This window comes from Micromonospora sp. CA-259024 (assembly GCF_050936255.1).
GTDB lineage: Bacteria > Actinomycetota > Actinomycetes > Mycobacteriales > Micromonosporaceae > Micromonospora.
The window spans coordinates 2609798-2627728 of sequence record NZ_JBNJND010000001.1 but is presented as its reverse complement, the minus strand read 5'-3'; the positions used below and the strand labels follow the sequence as shown (position 1 = coordinate 2627728).

Annotated in this window: 14 protein-coding genes; 11 read left to right on the top strand and 3 right to left on the bottom strand. The window is 71.2% G+C overall.

The features are described from left to right. From ACQEUX_RS11340 to ACQEUX_RS11310, 7 genes are all read left to right on the top strand, one after another. Positions 1-1191 (top strand): aminotransferase class V-fold PLP-dependent enzyme, encoded by a 1191-nt coding sequence (locus ACQEUX_RS11340; protein ID WP_433045316.1) that lies wholly within the window; start codon positions 1-3, stop codon positions 1189-1191. Between the two features lie 112 nt (positions 1192-1303). Continuing rightward, positions 1304-2065, top strand: coding sequence for a class I SAM-dependent methyltransferase (locus ACQEUX_RS11335; protein ID WP_433045313.1), 762 nt, complete (start codon positions 1304-1306; stop codon positions 2063-2065). 122 nt (positions 2066-2187) lie between these two features. Further along, the gene (locus ACQEUX_RS11330) at positions 2188-3177 is read left to right on the top strand and encodes a metal ABC transporter substrate-binding protein (protein WP_433045310.1); all 990 of its coding nucleotides are present in this window, start codon (positions 2188-2190) and stop codon (positions 3175-3177) included. A gap of 1 nt (position 3178) precedes the next feature. Then, a complete protein-coding gene (locus ACQEUX_RS11325) occupies positions 3179-3949 on the top strand; it encodes a metal ABC transporter ATP-binding protein (RefSeq protein WP_433045307.1) in 771 nt (256 codons plus the stop codon). Next, on the top strand, positions 3946-4833 hold the full coding sequence (locus tag ACQEUX_RS11320) for a metal ABC transporter permease (protein ID WP_433045304.1): 888 nt from the start codon (positions 3946-3948) through the stop codon (positions 4831-4833). Before ACQEUX_RS11325 ends, ACQEUX_RS11320 begins: the two co-directional genes overlap by 4 nt. Then, positions 4817-5656 (top strand): metal ABC transporter permease, encoded by an 840-nt coding sequence (locus ACQEUX_RS11315; protein ID WP_433045301.1) that lies wholly within the window; start codon positions 4817-4819, stop codon positions 5654-5656. The genes ACQEUX_RS11320 and ACQEUX_RS11315 overlap by 17 nt, the downstream gene beginning before the upstream one ends. Further along, the gene (locus ACQEUX_RS11310) at positions 5653-5961 is read left to right on the top strand and encodes a metalloregulator ArsR/SmtB family transcription factor (protein ID WP_433045298.1); all 309 of its coding nucleotides are present in this window, start codon (positions 5653-5655) and stop codon (positions 5959-5961) included. The genes ACQEUX_RS11315 and ACQEUX_RS11310 overlap by 4 nt, the downstream gene beginning before the upstream one ends. An 81-nt stretch (positions 5962-6042) precedes the next feature. Here ACQEUX_RS11310 and ACQEUX_RS11305 read toward each other — a convergent pair whose 3' ends face one another. Beyond that, a complete protein-coding gene (locus ACQEUX_RS11305; protein WP_433045295.1) occupies positions 6043-7764 on the bottom strand; it encodes a hypothetical protein in 1722 nt (573 codons plus the stop codon). Between the two features lie 56 nt (positions 7765-7820). Between ACQEUX_RS11305 and ACQEUX_RS11300 the strand changes: the two genes are divergently transcribed. The 4 genes from ACQEUX_RS11300 to ACQEUX_RS11285 are packed head-to-tail and all read left to right on the top strand — an operon-like array spanning position 7821 to position 11885. Then, complete coding sequence (locus ACQEUX_RS11300; protein WP_433045292.1) at positions 7821-9185, top strand: CHAT domain-containing protein; 1365 nt, start codon at positions 7821-7823, stop codon at positions 9183-9185. Positions 9186-9220: 35 nt separating this feature from the next. Continuing rightward, positions 9221-9517: a hypothetical protein gene (locus ACQEUX_RS11295; protein ID WP_433045289.1), complete on the top strand. Its 297-nt coding sequence runs from the start codon at positions 9221-9223 to the stop codon at positions 9515-9517. Then, a complete protein-coding gene (locus ACQEUX_RS11290; RefSeq protein WP_433045286.1) occupies positions 9514-10131 on the top strand; it encodes a hypothetical protein in 618 nt (205 codons plus the stop codon). The genes ACQEUX_RS11295 and ACQEUX_RS11290 overlap by 4 nt, the downstream gene beginning before the upstream one ends. A 5-nt stretch (positions 10132-10136) precedes the next feature. Then, positions 10137-11885 (top strand): hypothetical protein, encoded by a 1749-nt coding sequence (locus ACQEUX_RS11285; protein ID WP_433045283.1) that lies wholly within the window; start codon positions 10137-10139, stop codon positions 11883-11885. A 29-nt stretch (positions 11886-11914) separates the two neighbouring features. On the opposite strand, the gene ACQEUX_RS11280 is transcribed toward ACQEUX_RS11285, so the two are convergent. After that, positions 11915-13255 (bottom strand): M1 family metallopeptidase, encoded by a 1341-nt coding sequence (locus ACQEUX_RS11280; protein WP_433045280.1) that lies wholly within the window; start codon positions 13253-13255, stop codon positions 11915-11917. Next, positions 13252-17127, bottom strand: coding sequence for a Pls/PosA family non-ribosomal peptide synthetase (locus ACQEUX_RS11275; protein WP_433045277.1), 3876 nt, complete (start codon positions 17125-17127; stop codon positions 13252-13254). Before ACQEUX_RS11275 ends, ACQEUX_RS11280 begins: the two co-directional genes overlap by 4 nt. Between the last annotated feature and the right edge of the window lie 804 nt (positions 17128-17931).

Here is a 17931-nt window from a genome sequence, read left to right as displayed (position 1 = left end):
ATGGACGTTCTCGACGAGCTGCGCCCGTGGCAGGAAGAGTTGCGCGGTCAGTTCCCGCTCATCACCGCCAACCCCGATGTGGCGTACCTGGACAGCGCCGCGACCTCGCAGAAGCCGAAGGCGGTCCTCGACGCGGTCCTGACTTACCTCACGACCGGCAACGCCAACGCCGCCCGTGGCACATACCCGTGGGCGAACCGGACCACCACTCGCATCGAACAGGCCCGCGACCGGCTGCGCCGCTTCCTCGACGACCCGGCGCCGGAGCGTTCGGGCGTGCACTTCGTCAGTGGCACCACCGAGGGCTTGCGCGCCATCGCCCGCGACTGGCTCCTCCCGCAGCTGCGCGACGGCGACGACATCGTCGTGCCGTTCGCCGATCACGCAGCCAACAACGCACCCTGGCTGGAAACCGCGGAGCTGCTGCGTCACCAGGGCATCTCCGTCAACGTGCGGCCGATGCCCTACGACGCCGCCCACGACTACGACATCGACCGGCTGACGGCGTTGGTCAGCGACCGGACGCGCCTGATCGCGGCGACCCACGTGCACCACGTCTACGGCAACGACATGAACGTGCACAGGCTGCGCGGGGTCGCCGGACCGGCCGTCCCGATCTGCCTCGACGCCGCACAGGGCGTGGGGCACCTGCCGCTGTCCACCGCGGCGACCGACGTCGACTTCGTGGTGTTCTCCGGGCACAAGGCGATGGCGCTGCCCGGCACCGGTGCGATCTGGGCGCGCAATCAGCGCGGTCCGACGTACGCGCCGGCCGGCTGGAGCGGCTCACCCAACACCAGCGGCATCATCAGCCTGGTCGCCGCGCTGGACTGGCTCGACGCGGCCGACATGGATCGCATCGCCCGCTGGAACACCGCGCTCGGCGCGCGGCTCACCGACGGGCTGCGCACGCTGTCCAGCTTCGAGGTGCTGGGCTGTCAGAGCAGCCTGGCCACCGACTCCCCGGTGCAGCAGCGCCAGGGCATCGTCGCCTTCCGCCACCGTGTGATCGGCTCGAACGACCTCGGGTTCATCCTGGCCGCACACGGGCTCATGGTTCGCGCGGACGGTCACTGCCAGGGCGACCAGGGCGAGAAGGCGGCATCCGTACGGGTGAGCCTGCACGTCTACAACACCGTCGAGGAGGTGGACCGGCTGCTGGCGGTCCTGGGCGAACTCGACCACGATTGACGGACACGCACCGCGATGTGCCGATTCTCCCGCATCGGAGCGCCTATCCTGTCGGAAATGGCTTCCGTTATCGTGTTGCCTTCCCGTCCGCGCGTCGTCCCGGAGTGCACCCATGGCAACGACCACCGGCCCGCCCAGCGCCGTGCTCGACCGCGCGCAGGCCGTTCGGTGGCGCGAAACCTGGGCCCAGGTCATGGGGGGATTTGTGCCGCACCTCGCCACCCTTGAGGAGACGCTCTGCCGTGTCGCCGAGGCTGCCCGCGGTCGGACGCCCGGCCGGGTGCTCGATCTCGGCGGTGGCCCCGGGCTGCTCGCCGAGCGGATGGCTCGGCGGTGGTCCGACGCCGAGGTCACCCTCATGGACATCGATCCGGTGCTGCTCGCGCTGGCGCGCGGTGCCCTGGCGGCCGAGGTGCGGGCGCTGGAGGGTGATCTGTCGACTCCGGGCTGGGCGGCCCGTGTGGGTGGCGATCATGACCTGATCACGGTGGTCATGACCCTGCACTACCTGACGCCGGCCCAGGTGCGCGCGTTCTACGGCGACGCTCGCCGGTGCCTGGCGCCCGGCGGGTTGCTCATCGTCGCCGACCTCATGCCCGACGACGGGCTCCCGTCACTGATGGGTGCGTTGGACCCCGCCCCGGACGAAGCCGCCGCGGAGTTGGCCTGGGCGCAGTGGTGGAACGACATCGGGACGGTGGAGGCGCTGCGGCCACCGCTCGCGCAACGGGCGGCGATCTTCGACAACAGCCCGCCGGCCGAGTTCACCGCTCCGGCGTCCTGGCATGCCACCGCCGCTCGTGAGGCCGGGTTCGGCGAGGCCGGGATCCTCTGGCGATGTGGCAGGCACGCCGCGCTGGCGGCCGTGGCCTGAGGGCCGACCGCCCGGTCCTCGAGCGCCGCGGGGGTGACACATGAAACGCATGGTCATCTCGCTATTAGACGATACTTAGCGAAAACGATTACCGTTCCGCATCTCAGGAATGGAGTGTTTTCGTGAAGCACGGACAACGCACGATCATCGCCGCGGCAACCGCCGCCGCGCTCGTTCTCCTTGGCGGTTGTGGCTCGGGTGACGCCGACGCCGAGGGCGGAAGCAGCCCCTCGTCCGGCACCAGACTCGCCGTGGTCGCCACGACACCCGAGGTGGCCGACTTCGTCCGCACCATCGGCGGCGGCGACGTCACCGTCACCCAGATCATCAAGCCGAACGTGGACCCGCACGACTACGAGCCCACCCCGGCCGACATCCAGGCGATCGGCAAGGCCGCCATCGTCGTCAAGAACGGTGTCGGCCTTGAGGAGTGGCTTGACCAGACCATCGAGTCGGCCGGCTTCAAGGGCACCGTCGTCGACTCCAGCCAGGGCGTCACCCTGCGCGAGGGCGGCCACGAGGAGGGCGAAGACGGCCACGAGGAGGGCGCGGGCGAGCACGAGGCCGAGGAGCACGACCCGCACATCTGGCACAACCCGCTGAACGCCAAGACGATGGTCGCCAACATCGAGAAGGGCCTCGCCGCGGCCGACCCCGCACACGCTGCCGCCTTCGCCGACAACCTGAAGGGCTACTCGGCCGAACTCGACAAGCTCGACGCCGACAACGAGGCCGCCTTCGCCAGGATCCCTGCCGACCAGCGGAAGCTCGTGACCAACCACGACGCCTTCGGCTACTACGTCGACCGGTACAAGCTGCAGTTCGTCGGCTCGGTCATCCCCAGCCTCGACATCTCCGCCGAGCTGAGCGCGAAGCAGCTCAACGACCTCGTCGCGAAGATCAAGGCGACGGGGGCGAAGGCCATCTTCGCGGAGACGTCGCTACCGCCCAAGAGCGCCGAGGCGATCGCCAACCAGGCCGGCGTCAAGGTCATCGGCGGTGAGGACGCCCTCTACGGCGACAGCATCGGCGCCGAAGGCACGCCTCAGGGCACCTACCTCGGTGCGGAGCGGCACAACACCCAGGTCATCGTCACGGCTCTGGGCGGCTGACATGGGCGATGTCGCGGTGGCCGGCGCCGCCCTTCGCTATGCCGAGGTGAGCGTCGGCTACCACGGCACGCCCGTGCTCACCGACGTCAACCTCGAACTGGCCCCCGGGCAGCGTCTGGCCCTGATCGGGCCGAACGGCGCCGGCAAGTCCACGCTGATCAAGTCGATCCTCGGCCTGGTGCCGGTCCTCGCCGGCGCGTCCACCGTGCTCGGGCGTACGCCGGCCCAGGCCCGCTCCCGCACCGGATACGTCCCCCAGACCGACTCCCTCGACGCCGACTTTCCGGTGACCGCGGCCCAGGTCGTCATGATGGGCCGCTACCGGCGCATCGGCTGGTGGCGTCCCACCCGGAGCGCCGACCGTCGAGCGGTCCACGAGGCGCTCGACCGGCTCGGCCTAGCCGATCATGCGGGAACACACTTCGGCGTCCTCTCCGGTGGCCAGCGTCAGCGGGTGCTGCTGGCCCGCGCCATCGCCGCCGAGCCGCGGCTGTTGCTGCTCGACGAGCCGTTCAACGGCGTCGACGCGGTGAGCCAGGAAGCCATCCTGTCCGTGCTGCGGGAACTCAGCGCGGTGGGGACCGCCCTGGTGCTGAGCACCCACGACCTGACGGTCGCGCACGAACTCGCCGACACGGTCTGCGTGCTCAACGGCCGACAGTGGGCGGTGGGCCCGCCCGCTGATGCCCTGACCGCCGATACGCTGCGCCGCGCGTACGGCGGGCATGCCATCGAGTTGCGAGACGGCCGGACAGTGCTGGTGGAGCCGTGATCGAGCCGTTCACCGTGCCGTTCATGGGGCGAGCCCTGGCCGAGCTCGCGGTGCTCGCCCTCATCTGCGGACCAGTCAGTGTCTTCGTCTTCGCCCGCCGCCTGTCCTTCGTCTCCGACGCGCTGACGCACACCGTGTTTCCCGGCGTCGTCATCGGGTTCCTGGCCGGTGGCATCGAGGGCATCGTCGTCGGGGCGCTGGTCGCCGGCGTCGTGACCGCGGTGGTGCTGACCCTGCTCAGCCGTGGCGGAGCGCTGTCCGACGATGCGTCCACCGCCGTGGTGCTCACCGCCATGTTCTCGATCGGTGTGGTGCTCGTGTCACGGCGCTCCTCGTACACCTCGGATCTGACGTCGTTTCTCTTCGGGCGCATCCTGACGGTGACGCCGCGTCAGCTCGCGGAGACCGCCGTGCTGGCGGTCGTCATCCTTGGGCTGTTGCTGATCAGTGCCCGCGCCCTGATATACCGGACCTTCGATCCGGTGGGAGCTGCCGCCGCCGGCTTCCGGATCGCCTGGCTCGATCTGTTGCTCAACATCATCGTCGCGCTCGTCGTCGTCGCCGCGGTGCGCGCCGTCGGCACCATCCTCGTGGTGGCGTTGCTCATCGTGCCGGCCGCGGCCGCTCGCCTGCTCACCTCACGCCTGTCGTTGATGGCGGTGATCGGCACCGGCCTCATCCTCATCGCCGGATACGGCGGCCTCCTGGCCAGCTGGACCGCGTCGGTCGACTACGGCATCTCCCTGACCTCGGCCTCCGCCGTCGTCCTGCTGCTCGTGCTCGCGTACCTGCTGTTGCTCCCGCTGGGCGCGCTGCGTTCGAGGCGCAACCACGGGCGAATCGTCTCCGCGGGAAGGAGATCGCCCCATGAACTGGTGGGATGACGCGCTGCACCGGGCCACGGCCGAGGTGCTGCTCGCCGGCGCGCTCGCCGGACTCATCGGCGTCCATGTCGTGCTACGCCGACTGTCCTTCTTCACCATGGCACTGACCCACGCCACGTTCCCCGGGGTGGTGGCCGCCTCCATCATCGGTGTCAACATCGTCCTCGGCGGCGTGGTCGCCGGCGCGATCGTCGCGCTGGGCGTTGCCGCACTCAGCCGCCGCCGAAGCCAGAACACGGCCGCGGCGACCGGCGTCGTGCTCTCCGGTGGCTTCGCGCTCGGGGCCGGGCTGGTCGCCACCCAGAACGGCTTCAGCCGAGACCTGACGTCGTTCCTCGTCGGATCGATCCTCACGGTCAGCCCGCAGGACCTGGTGACCACTGCGGTGGCGCTCGTCGTCGTCGCGGCCACGCTGCTGGCCTGCGCCCGTCCACTCCGGTACACCGGATTCGACCGGGCCGGTGCGCAGGCGGCCGGCTTCGCCACCGGTGTCTGGGACGTCGTGCTGCTGCTCGCCATCCAGGTGGTGGTCGTGACGATCGTCCCGGCCGTCGGCACGATCCTCGCCCTCGCCCTCATCGTGGCGCCGGCCGCGGCAGCACGCCAGTGGTCCCACCGGCTGAGCGTCATCACCGCCCTGGCCGTCACGTTCGGCGCTCTCAGCGGCATCGGCGGCCTGTACGCGTCGAGCCGCTGGAACGTCGCCGCAGGCGCGAGCATCACCTTGACCGCCACCGCGGTCCTGGCGCTGTCGACCGTGCTGTCCCGGCTCGTCACCTCCAGGTTCACGGCGGCCGCCCGCTCCCGTGCCATCCCGGCATGAGCACCGCACACCTCGACGAGACGGGGCACACACGGGACCGCGCGGTCGCCGTGCTGCGCGCCATGGCGTACGAGCACCGATTACACATCCTCGTGCTGCTGCAGGGCGGCGAACAGACGCCAGCCTTGCTGGCGGAGGCCATGTCCGTGGATTCGACGATCATCGCCCGCCATCTGCGGTGCCTCAAGGACGCCCGAGTGATCCGGCGCAAGCGTCGTGGCCGGCAGGTTACCTACATGCTGCACGGGGAGGCCACCAGGCGACTCGTCGCGGAGGTGCTGCGCTATGCCGAGCACTCGGCCTGACCTGGTGGCAGGTCACCTCGGTCGATGACCAGTGGGTCCCGGGCGTACGTGGTACACACCTACCGGCGGCGCGGGCATCGATCAAAACCCTTCGCTGCGCCCGGTGTGGTAGGGCTGCTCAAGGGCCCGGCGGCAGGCGACGAGGCGTTCAGCCAGGTCCGGTGCGGCGCGGTGAACGGACGAGAGGTCGCCGCGGAGGTCCAGCAGCTGCGACCAGGCGACGGCGCGGCCCTGTTCGAGCAGCTCGACGCCCACGCTGACGCTGCCGGCGGCGGCGGCGCTGGCAGCGGCGTCGCAGGCCAGGCCGGCGGCGTGCGATTCGATGAGGAGCTGCTGGTCGTCGGGGCCGATGCCGCGCCAGGCGAGCAACGGCAGCAGGCCCACCGCCGCGCCGTAGGCGCCCGCCGCAGCGGACAGGCCGTCCTGCTCGGTGACGGCCCGTGCGGCGAGCTTGGCCGCTCGGAGCCGCATCGCCGCCGGGGCGGTGACGGATGCGCGTGCCGCGGACCAGTCGCGTACCGCCTCGTCGATGTCGGCGTCGTCGCCCGACTTCTCGTACCGGTCGCGAAGGATGGTACCGAGCAGGGTGAGCCGGTTGGCGAGGTCCGGGCTGCCGGCGGCTGTCGCCGCGACGGCCTGCCGGCCCAGCGCGATGGCCTCGTCGAGCGCGGCCCCATCGCCCGCATCAGTAGAACGCAGGCGCAGTGCCCCGGCGAGGTTCATCAGGTATCCGGGGCGCTCGGGAGCGTTCGTCGCGACGCCGGCCAGCGCTCGCCGGCCGACGTCGATGGCCTCGTCGAGGTCGGCGTCGTCCCTGTGCAGGGCGTGCCGCAGCCGCAGCTGCCCGCCGAGGTTCGCCAGGTGCATCGCCGGGTCGGTAGCGGCGGCGACGGCCCGCCGGCACGTCGCGATGGCCTCGTCGAGGTCGGCTCCGTCGTCGTCGCGCTGGAACCGGCGGCACAACGCTCCGCTGAGAACGCTCCAGACGGCGGCCGAGTCGGGGTGGCCTTCCGGGCAGTTGGCCACCGCCTGACGGCTCAGCGCGATGGCCTCGTCGAGATCCGCGCCAGCACCGGCCAGGTCGTACCGGTGCACCAGCGCGCCGGCCAGATTCGACAGGTGGGCGACGTAGGACGATGTGGACATGCTCGCCGGCAGCGTCTCCCGGCCGAAGGTGATGGCGTCATCGAGGTCTGCGGTCATGCCGGTGCGGCGGTACCGGGCGTGGATGGCGCTGGCCAGCCGGTCGAACACCGTCGACCGGTACGGGTGATCATTGGCGATGGTGCCAATCGTCTGCTTGCCGACGAGGATGGCTTCGTCGAGGTCCGCCAGGAGCGCTGCGGCCGAGTCGGGATCGTCGGGCAGGTTCCCCGCAGCCTCGACGAGTTGCCTGAGCGCCTCCTCCAGTACCGCCGGGTCGCCGGTACGCCGGACGTGGTGGATGAGGTCACGCACGGTCTTCGCCTTCGGCGCGGAGTCGGCGACGCCGTCGGTGTGCAGCAGCTTGCGCAGCAGCGGCCCGGGTAGTGCCCGCAGGTCGACGAGGGCGACCTGCATGAAGAGCTCGATCGCCGCCCGCAGGTCGGGCTGTTCGCTGTCCGCCGGCAAGGCGAGGTAGCGGCACCAGTGCAACCAGGCCGCCACGCGGATCGCCTCGAACCGGGTCGCCTCGTCGGCATGCCGCAAGAGACGATCCACCTCGGACAATGCATTGCCGTCCAACACCTGGGCATGATCGCCACGGTCGAATGCGCGGACGCGCTCGTCGATCGCCGCCACGAGTCGCTCGACTTCGGACATTCGCCCCCCCGGTGTCATGTTGTTGGCAGTTCGGCACAGCCATCTTCGCCTTCCGAATGGCTACCCTGGAGATCCGTATCGTCCATTCGACCCGCGAGACGGTGCCGCAGCAGATGTCCCACACCTGGCACGACGCCGCCCCCGCCACCGATCGGCGGATGGCGCTGGCGCGCGAGTGGGACCGGCTCGTCGCGGAGGTGCGCGAGCTACCGGACCTCGCCGACTTCCTCAAACCCCTTGATCTGGACACGCTGCTGCCCCCCGCTACGGAAGGACCCGTGGTCGTCGTCAACGTCAGCCAATGGCGCTGCGACGCGATCATCGTCGACCACACCGGCGTGGCATCACGCCCGTTACCCGATCTGACCGCGCAGAGTGCGGCGGACTGGGCCAACCGCTACCTGCGCACCCTGCGCGCCGCCGAGCAGGCCGCAGGCGACCTCGACGCAGTGCGCGAGCATCGACAGGGCGACAGCGGCATGGGAGGGCGTCAAGCCGTGCAGCGGGCCGAGCGGGCGATGGCGGCGGCGCTCCAGGCAACGGAGGCGATGCTCACCGATCTGGTCGCCTGGCTCTGGGACGTCGCGGCCGAACCGGTGCTCGATGAGCTGGGACTGCACGAGACACCGCCACCCGGCGCGCGATGGCCGCGGCTCTGGTGGTGCCCCACCGGTCCGATGACGCTGCTGCCGCTGCACGCGGCCGGACACCACCTGTCCCGCGACCGACCCGCGCGGACCGTGATCGATCGAGTGGTGTCGTCCTACACGCCGACGCTGCGCGCTCTGCGCGAGGCCCGCCGGCCGCTCGGTCCCACCCCGGGTGACCACCGCATGCTCGCGGTCGGCGTCAGCGACACCGAGGGGCAGCCGTCGCTCGGTGGGGTGACGAGCGAGCTGGCCGCCCTGGCGGAGCTCATGCCCGCCGACCGGCTCACCATGCTGATCGGGCCGGACGCGACGCGTGACGCGACCCGCGAGCAGCTCGTCGGTCACCGGTGGGCGCACTTCAGCTGCCACGGCACCCAGGATCTGCGCGATCCGTCCCGCGGTGGGCTGGTGCTGTCCGACGGCACGTTGACCGTCACCGACATCGCCGCCGGGCAGTACCACGCCGACTTCGTCGGGCTCTCCGCCTGCAAGACCGCCACCGGCGGCGTCAATCTGCTCGACGAGGCGATCAGCCTCTCGGCCGCACTGCACTACACCGGATACCGGCACGTCATCGGCACCCTGTGGTCGGTGTACGACAGCGACCACACCACCCGGTTGTTCCGCACCCTCTATGAAGAGATAATCACCGACGGATGCCTGTATCCGCACCGCAGTGCCCACGCGCTGCACCGAGCGACCCGCGCACTCCGCGACACCGCCGCCGACCAGCCAAGTGTCTGGACACCGTTCACCCACACCGGGCCGTGAAGGGGAACCATTTGTCGACTGCCGAGCAGACCGACATGCCATACCTCGAAACCAATCAAGAGCACTTCGCGGAGGCCGCCTCGGCCTTCGTGCGGGAGACCACCGCCGACGGCACGGTCGTGCTGAGCGGGCCGTGCCCGCGCTGCGGGCACGCCATGGAGTACCTGATAACCAAGAGCGTGGTCAAAGGCTGGCGCGCGCGGAAGGCCACGACCCCGGCGGCGGCCCCGCTGGTCGAAGAGATCTGCTGTACGTGCGAGCAGGAACATCCGGGACGCCCGGTCGAGTATCTCGGCTGTGGGGCGTTCTGGGACCTGCCCCTCGGCTCATGACCGGGCCCGCAGCCGCGCCGCCCCGGCGGCCCGGCCGGCAGAACGCCCAGGCCCTCCAGCGGCTCTACCGGGAGGAGCTGCCCCGCGTACGTGCGGCCGCGCTCGCCTGGCGCAACGGGCTCGCCGCCCTGCTCGCCGGGCTGCTGGGTTTCAGCCTCGTCAAGGGGCGCGCGGACATCAACGGGCTGGCGAGCACCTGGGCCGTCCTCGTCGGCGTGCTCCTGTTGGCCTCTCTGCTGGCCGGCTCGTACGCGGCGATGCGGCTGCTGCGGGCCGCGCACGGGCTGCCCGAGGTGGTCGCACGCGCGGCGGTGCGCTCCCGCCTCGCCGCCGACCACGACGAGGCCATCCGCGCCCAGCGGGCGTTGCGCCACGGCATCGGTGCCTTCCTGGCATGCACGGCCCTGCTGATCGCCGCGGTCGCGGTCACCTGGTACGGGCCGGCCAAGGAAGCCCAGCGGTTGCGGGTGGTCGCGGCCGGCGAGACCATCTGCGGCACGGTCGTCCGGGTGGGCGCCGGCACACTCGTACTCAAGACCGAGCACGGCGAGCGGGCCATCGACCTGAAAACGGTGTCCGGCATGAGCGCCGCGGGCTCCTGCCCACCGGCGTGAGTGACATGTCCGAGTCGAACGTCGCCGATACCCTCGTGCGGGCATTCAACCTGTACAAGCGGTTCGAGACCACCGACGACCCAGCCGATCTGGACACCGCGATCGATCTCGCCCGCGACTGCGTCCGCGGCTCGACGCCCGCGGACCCCGCGTTCGGGAACAGCCTGTCGGTGCTGGCGTCGGCCTTGCAAACCCGGTACGAGAGATTCGGGCACCTGGCCGACGTGGAGGAGTCGATCGCCGTTGGCCGGTCAGCGGTGCAGGCGGCGGGCAACATGGAAGCCGTCGCCGAAGAACTCCACAACCTGGGCCTCGGGCTCCAGATGCGCTTCGAACGCCGCAACGACCGCCGGGACATCGACGAGGCCGTGCACGCCGCGCAGGCGGCCACCGAGGCGACGGCCCCGGACGACGACGCCTACCCGCTGTACGTGGCCATGCTGAGCGTTGCTCTGCAGACCCGGTTCGACCGGCTCGGCGACGCCGCGGATCTGGATGCGGCCATCATTGCGGCGGAGAACGCCGCGCAGCGCTCGCCCGAGGACTCGCCGGACCGGACCGTGATCCTCTCCAACTTCGGCAGCATGCTGGCGACCCGGTTTCGGCACCGAGGCGACATCAAAGACCTCGACAGGTCGGTCGAGGTCGGGCGGACCGTGGTCGGCCTCGCGGCCACGCTCCCCAGGTCGGCCTTCGTGGCCGGCGTCTGGTCCAACCTGGGCTTGCGCCTGGTCCTGCGATACGAGTACACGGGAGAACTGGCCGACCTGAGCGAGTCGGTGGAAGCCGCACGGACGGCGGTGGGGGCCGTCGCCGCGGACGATCCGAGCCGCACCACCTTCCTGCGCAACCTTGCTCTCGTTCTGCAGATCAGATTCGAGCAGACCAGGAATGCCCGAGACATCGACGGCGCCGTCGAGTCCGCTCGCGCGGTGGTCGCCGGCCTGTCTCCCGAGCACCCGGAGCATGGCCCCGCCCTGGCAAGCCTCGGTCTGACGCTGCTGACCCGGTACGACGGCACGCGCGCGGCCAACGATGTGGCCGAGGCGGTGCATCGCCTTCGAGCAGCCGCCGCCATCCCGTTCGGGTCGCCCTCTCAACGAACCCACGTCATGGCCCTGTTGAGCGTCGCGTTGCGCCGCCAGTACGAGCACAGCGGCCAGGCGGCGTTGCTCGACGAAGCGGTCGCGGCCGCCCGATCCGCCCTTCAGGCCGCACCGGCCGATCACCCGGTGGTGGGCATCCTCCGGTACCACCTCGGCCTCGCCCTCGCCGACACGTACCGGGCAACGGCGGATACCGAGCTGCTCGACATCGCCATCGAAGAGTTCCGGCACGCCTCGGGCACGGCCAGCACGCCCACCCGCTATCGTCTCGACGCGGCGCGCGCCTGGGGCGAGTGGTCGGCGCGGCTGCGGCGGTGGTCGGCGGCCACGGACGGGTACGCCGCTGCGGTGACACTACTGCCGACCGCGGCATGGCACGGATCCGCCCGCGCGAGCCGGGAATTGCTGCTGACCGATTGGCACGGCTCGGCTGTGGACCTGGCGGCGTGTGCGGTGGCGGCTCGTCGCCACGACTGCGCGGTTTCCCTGCTGGACAGCGGGCGGGGCGTGCTCTGGGCGCAGCTGCTCGACATCCGCACCGACCTGGCCGCGGTACGAGCCCGTGCGCCGCAGCTCGCGGACCGACTCCAGATGGTCGGGCAGGAGCTGAACCGCACGGACCCGTGGGCTACCACGGGACCATCCTGATCCTCCGCGAGCACGTTCCGCACCGGTGGTCAGCGCGGCAACGGGGGCAGCGCCGGGCTGTCGAGCCAGGCAGCGAACAGGCCGTCCAGGGGCTCGTGGGCGAAGCGCTGGGCGTGTGACCGGAACTGCTCGGTCGTCACGGTGGCGTGCCGGTGCTCGGCGACCCAGGCCCGCAGGAGCGCGAAGAACGATTCGTCGCCGACCTTCTTCCGCACGGCATGCACCGTGAGCGCGCCACGCTTGTAGACCAGCGGGTCGAACATCCGGTCGACGCCGGGATCCGCGACGATGACGTCCCTCGGGCGAGCGGCGACCCGCGCGTACCACTGCGCGGCCAGAGCATCCGCCGGCAGATCGCCGCAGACGCCGGACCACAGCCACTCGGCGTACGTGGCGAAGCCCTCGTTGAGCCAGATGTGCCGCCAGTCCGCCACCGTGAGGCTGTTGCCGAACCACTGATGGGCCAGTTCGTGCACGACAAGCCGTTCGTGCGTGCGCCGCCCGTCGACGTGGTTCCTCCCGAAGACGGCCATGCCCTGCGCTTCGACCGGATCATCGAGATCGTCGTCGGCGACCACGACGACGTACTCCCGGAACGGGTACGGCCCGAAGAGCCGCTGCAACGTCGTCATGATCTGGCCCTGCCGGCCGAAGTCGTGGGCGACGTTCCTGCGCAGTGCGGGTGGGATCGCGGCGCGCTGCACCACTCCGCCGACAGTCAGGTCCACCATCTCGTAGCGTCCGATCTGGACGCTCATCAAGTACGGCGACGTCGGCTCGTGCCGCTCGTACACCCAGGTCGTGCTGCCCGCGCCACGCCGCTGGAGAACGGGATCGCCGGTCACCAGGACGGTGTACGGGTGCGCGGTCGTGACCGCCACTCGGAAGGTGGCCTGGGCACCGGGCTGGTCATCGCACGGGAACCACGACGGCGATCCGTTCGGCTGGCTGGCCACGAGCACCCCGTCGGTGAGTTCGTCCCACCCGATGTCGCCCCAGCGGCCGGAAATCGGCACCGGCTTCCCCGCGTACCGGATCTCCACCCGGAAGGTGTCCCCGGCGTCGATCGGCCGCTCGGGCTTGATCTGCAGCTTGTCCGGCCGGTGGACATGCCTCGCCGGGCGCCCGTCCACTCGGACGTCCTGGACGCGGAGCCGGCCGAGGTCGAGAGTGAACCGCGACAACGGCTGCGCGGCCACCGCGGTGATGTCCGCCCGGCCGGCGAGCCGGTTCGACACGACCCGGTAATCGAGGTCGAGGTCGTAGTGCAGGACCCGGTAGCCGCCGTTGCCGTGCTCGGGTAGGTACGAGTCACCCGAGTGGTCGGCACCGGGCGTGGCACCGCGCGACGCCGATGCGTTCGGATTCACGCGGGCCGCGCGGCCGGCGCGGGCCAGGTCGCGATCGGGTTGCCCAGCCACCGGCTGTCGCAGGGCACGGCGTCGCCGCGGGTCACCAGCGAACCGGGCCCGACGGTGGTTCGCGCGCCGATGCTCGCACCCGGCAGAACGATGCCGTGCGGGCCCAGTGCGGCTCCCGCGCCCAGCACCACCTCATCCATGCTCATTACACGATCATGGAACAGGTGGGTCTGCACCACACAACCGCGGTTCACCGTGGCGCCGTCGCCGAGCCGCACCAGGTCGTACTCCGGAAGCCAGTAGGTCTCCAGCCAGACACCCCGGCCGATCTTCGCACCGAGCGTGCGCAGCCACGCCGTGAGCAGCGGCGTGCCGGTCGCGAAGCGGACCAGCCACGGCGCGGCGAGGACCTCGACGAACGTGTCGGCGAGCTCGTTACGCCACACGAAGGAGGTCCACAGCGCGCGCTCGGTGACCCGGAACCGCCCGACGAGCAGCCACTTGGCAGCCGTGGCGATGGCGGCGGCGGCGACCGCCGCACCCAGCAGCACCGGCCCGGAGGCGAGCGCGGCCACCATCCAGCCGGCGGCCCGCCACACGAACGCGAGCACGGCCAGGACGCCGACCGCCAAGGCGGCGGAGACGATCACCGGGACGATCCGGCACAGCTCGATCGCGGCCCGGGCCAGCTTCAGCCGGAACGGCGGGTCGAAGGTGCGGCTGGTGTCCGCCGCTTCCACGGTCCGGCGCAAGGGCATCGGTGGCGCGCCGAGCCACGACGAGTCCTTCTTCGCCTTACGCGGCGCCGACGACAGCACGCCGACAAGCCCACGCTTGGGCACCGACCTGCCGGGTGCTGCCATTCCGGAGTTGCCGAGGAACGCCTGCTTCCCAATGCGGGCCGGAGCGACACGGAGCCACCCGTGGCTCAGCTCGTACGTGGCGACCATGGTGTCGTCGGCCAGGAAGGCCCCGTCGGCGACCGTGGTCATCGTGGGCAGCGCGAGCACTGTGGAGACTTCCGCCCCGCGTCCCACCCGGGCGCCCAGCAGCCGCAACCACACCGGTGTGAAGAGGCTGGCGTAGAGCGGGAACAGCCCGACCCGGGCCATGCCCATCAGCCGCTCGGTCGTCCAGACCTGCCACGCCACCCGCCCCTGCACGGGGTGGTACCCGGCGCGCATGCCGATGCCGAGGGCCCGGACGGCCCCGAGCACCAGCAGCGCGTAGCCAACGACATAGCCGATGGTCGCCACCGCGACGGCGGCCAGCACAGGGCCGACTGCCGGTCGGACGGCGAGCGTCCAGCCGAGCAGGGCAAGCGCCGGCAGAGCGGCGGCGACCGGCACGAGCCCGAGCAACTGGGCGGTCACGCCATACGCGACGGGCCAGAGGCGTGCGCCAATCCGGGACCTCGGGGGACGCTGCCCGGGCCACCCGGCTGAATCCTTGGCAGCGGGTGCGGCCGGTGAACCCGCCCAGCGCTGGTTCGCCGGTACGGCGCCGGCCACGGTCGAGCCGGCGGCGATGCGCGAACCCTTACCGATCCGAGTGCCCGGCATCAGGGTGCTGCGGGACCCGACCCGCGCCCCGGCGCCGACGCGTACCTTGCCGATGCGGACGACATCGCCGTCGACCCAGTGGCCGGACAGATCGACCTCCGGCTCGATCGCCGCACCCCGGCCGAGCTTCAACAGGCCAGTGACCGGCGGTGCGGAGTGCAGGTCGACGTCGGCGCCGATCTGCGCGCCGAGCGCCCTCGCGTAGGTGATCATCCACGATGCCCCGGCGACGCTGGTGGCACCGCTCAACTCGGCGAGCCGTTCGGCGGCCCACAGCCGCAGGTGCACGCTGCCCCCGCGCGGGTAGCTGCCCGGGCGTAGCCCGCGGAGCAGCAGTCGCGCTCCTCCGGCGGCCAGGGCGATCCGCCCCAGCGGGCTGAACAGCAACAGCCAGCCCAGCGCCACCCACCACCAGGACACGGCAGGCGCCCAGGGTGCCGGAGCGAGCAGGGCGAGGACGTTGCCGAGGGCGGCCAGAACGGTTAACCAGCGGAGCCCGACCAGCGCGAGCATCGGGACCATCAGCACGGCCTGGATCAGCCCCGCGCGCCGCGGCGTCGGCCTGACCTCCCGGCGCGTGGCCGGCGTGGTGTCGAGCGCGTCGAGTACGGCCGCGAGCTGCGACAACCTCGGGTGGAGGTAGATGTCGGCCACCGAGACCCGCGGGTGCCGGCGCCGGATCCACGCCACCAGTTGCGCCGCGTTGAGACTGCCGCCGCCATGGTGGAAGAAGTCCGCGTCGGCCTCGGTGGGGCGCACGCCCAGAACATCCGCCCAGCCGCCCGCGAGCCACTCCTCGGTCGCGGTCAGCTCACCCGCCGCGTCCTCAGCGGTGGTGGCCAGCGGCCAGGGCAGCGCGGCCCGGTCAACCTTGCCGGACGTCCGGGTGGGCAGCGCCTCGACCACGGCCAGCATCGGAACGAGCGCGGCCGGCAGTTGCTCACGGATCCGTAGCGCTGCCGTCGCGGCGTCGAATGCCACGCCATCGTGCGGGACCACGTACCCCACCAGCAGTTGGTTGCCCGTAGCGGTCCGCTGCACAGCGGCGGCGGCACCGGCGACTCCCGGAAGTGCCTGCAGTGCCGCGTCGATCTCACCCAGCTCGATCCGGCGTCCGCCGAGCTTGACCTGTTCGTCGCCGCGGCCGATGAACACGAGCCCCTCGGCCTCCGCGCGGACGATGTCCCCGCTGCGGTAGGCCCGCTGCCAGCCGAGCGCCGGCAGCATCGCGAACTTCTCGGCGTCCTTGCCCGGGTCCAGGTAACGGGCGAGTCCCACCCCGCCGATCACCAGCTCGCCGGTCTCGCCCATCGCAACCGGGGCGCCGGACCCGTCGACCACGGCGAGTTCCCAGCCGGCCAGCGGCAGCCCGATGCGTACCGGCCCCTCGCCGGTCATCCGCGCTGCGCAGGCGACCACGGTGGCCTCGGTCGGCCCGTAGGTGTTCCAGACCTCGCGGCCCTCGACGGCCAGGCGCTGCGCGAGCTCCGGTGGGCAGGCCTCCCCACCGAAGATCAGCAGCCGGACCTCATCCAACGCCTCGACCGGCCACAGGGCAGCGAGCGTCGGCACGGTCGAGACCACGGAGATGCGCTGCTCGGCCAGCCACGGCCCGAGGTCGACGCCGCTGCGGACGAGCGACCGCGCGGCCGGCACCAGACAGGCGCCGTGCCGCCACGCCAGCCACATCTCCTCGCAAGACGCGTCGAATGCCACCGACAGCCCGGCCAGGACCCGGTCCTGCGGGCCGATCGCCTCATCGGCCTCGCCGACCAGAAACAATTGCGCCTCGGCGTCCACGAATGCCGCCGCCGCGCCGTGGCTGACCGCGACACCCTTCGGGGTGCCCGTCGACCCGGAGGTGAAGATGATCCAGGCGTCGTCGTCCGGGCCGGGCCGGCAGGTCCGACCCCCGGGGGTACGGCGGAGCGACACCGTCAGCCCGTCACCGAGCACCGCGGCGACGCCCGCCTCGGCGAAGACGAGCTCGGCGCGTTCCTCGGGATCGTCCGCGTCGACCGGCACGTAGGCCGCGCCCGCTGCGAGCACACCGAGGATCGCCAGGTACAGCTCGGCCGTACCGGACGAGATCCGGACGCCCACCCGATCGCCGACGCCGATCCCGTTGCCGGCGAGCGACGTCCGTACGGCCTCGACCTCGTCGGCCAGTTCGCGGTACGTCAGCGCCGTGGCACCGTTGTCGAGAGCGTCGGCCCCGGGGTGTGCGCGCACGGTCTCGTCGAGAATGTCGACGAGCGTACGGCGGACCGGGGCGGAAGAGGAACGGAACACCGCCGCGGCTGCCGGTGCGGTGGCCATCGGCGGAAGCGTGCCCGGCCGCGGATCAGTCGTCAGGGTCACCGGGCGTGCACCATCTTCACCTCGCGGGTCAGCGTCAACCAGGTGTGCGGCATGCGGACCCGCCCTGGGCAACCCTCGACGCTACGTCGCACCAGCGGAAAGTGGCGGCAACACAGCGGATTCGTGTCCACCACCACAGTGAATCGCTTCGGCTGGCGCCTGGTTGCCCAGTATTGGGCGTTTCCGCGCCGTGGCTCGCCCGCCGATCGGGACGACGTCGGAGATCTCGTGATGTGGCTGGCCCGGCGAATCCGGGGTGGGGACATCGCCGAATACAGGGTGGCCTGGTCGGGTTCGGTCACTCCTCCGTGCCCGGGCTGCCGGGCCGTTCGCGGTAACCGTCCACACCAGAGTGTCGCCCGACACCCACGGAGCCATGATCCCGCCGCCGTCATCCTCAGCAACGACCCGACACGGTGGCGACGGATCCTCGGCGGCGTGAACAACGAGCATCAGTAGGCTGCCTGAATCTGATCGGCGAACGCCGACCAGTTGATCCCTCAAAGCGGCAGCAAATCGAGCCACACTTCTGTCCGGCTCGTGGAACGGTTGGAGGGCGGCGGCACCCTGCCATCGATGGGCTCGGTTGGTGGAAGTGCGAACTGTTGCCTTCTTCCCGGCGTCAGCACACCGCCGGAGCTGGCATATCCCCGTAGATTGATCGACGCCCGCCTTCTCTCCAAGGTTGCCGAAAAGGGCAGCGGGGATGCCTGACTGGTAGAACCTCGGCCCCCGTCAACTGGAGTCGACAGGACTTGCACC

Excerpts from the sequence above, each read along its gene's own strand:
- ACQEUX_RS11340 (WP_433045316.1), top strand. The coding sequence starts at position 1 with ATGGACGTTCTCGACGAGCTGCGCCCGTGGCAGGAAGAGTTGCGCGGT.
- ACQEUX_RS11335 (WP_433045313.1), top strand. The coding sequence starts at position 1,304 with ATGGCAACGACCACCGGCCCGCCCAGCGCCGTGCTCGACCGCGCGCAG.
- ACQEUX_RS11325 (WP_433045307.1), top strand. The coding sequence starts at position 3,179 with ATGGGCGATGTCGCGGTGGCCGGCGCCGCCCTTCGCTATGCCGAGGTG.
- ACQEUX_RS11315 (WP_433045301.1), top strand. The coding sequence starts at position 4,817 with ATGAACTGGTGGGATGACGCGCTGCACCGGGCCACGGCCGAGGTGCTG.
- ACQEUX_RS11310 (WP_433045298.1), top strand. The coding sequence starts at position 5,653 with ATGAGCACCGCACACCTCGACGAGACGGGGCACACACGGGACCGCGCG.
- ACQEUX_RS11305 (WP_433045295.1), bottom strand. The coding sequence starts at position 7,764 with ATGTCCGAAGTCGAGCGACTCGTGGCGGCGATCGACGAGCGCGTCCGC.
- ACQEUX_RS11300 (WP_433045292.1), top strand. The coding sequence starts at position 7,821 with ATGGCTACCCTGGAGATCCGTATCGTCCATTCGACCCGCGAGACGGTG.
- ACQEUX_RS11295 (WP_433045289.1), top strand. The coding sequence starts at position 9,221 with ATGCCATACCTCGAAACCAATCAAGAGCACTTCGCGGAGGCCGCCTCG.
- ACQEUX_RS11290 (WP_433045286.1), top strand. The coding sequence starts at position 9,514 with ATGACCGGGCCCGCAGCCGCGCCGCCCCGGCGGCCCGGCCGGCAGAAC.
- ACQEUX_RS11285 (WP_433045283.1), top strand. The coding sequence starts at position 10,137 with ATGTCCGAGTCGAACGTCGCCGATACCCTCGTGCGGGCATTCAACCTG.
- ACQEUX_RS11275 (WP_433045277.1), bottom strand. The coding sequence starts at position 17,127 with ATGGCCACCGCACCGGCAGCCGCGGCGGTGTTCCGTTCCTCTTCCGCC.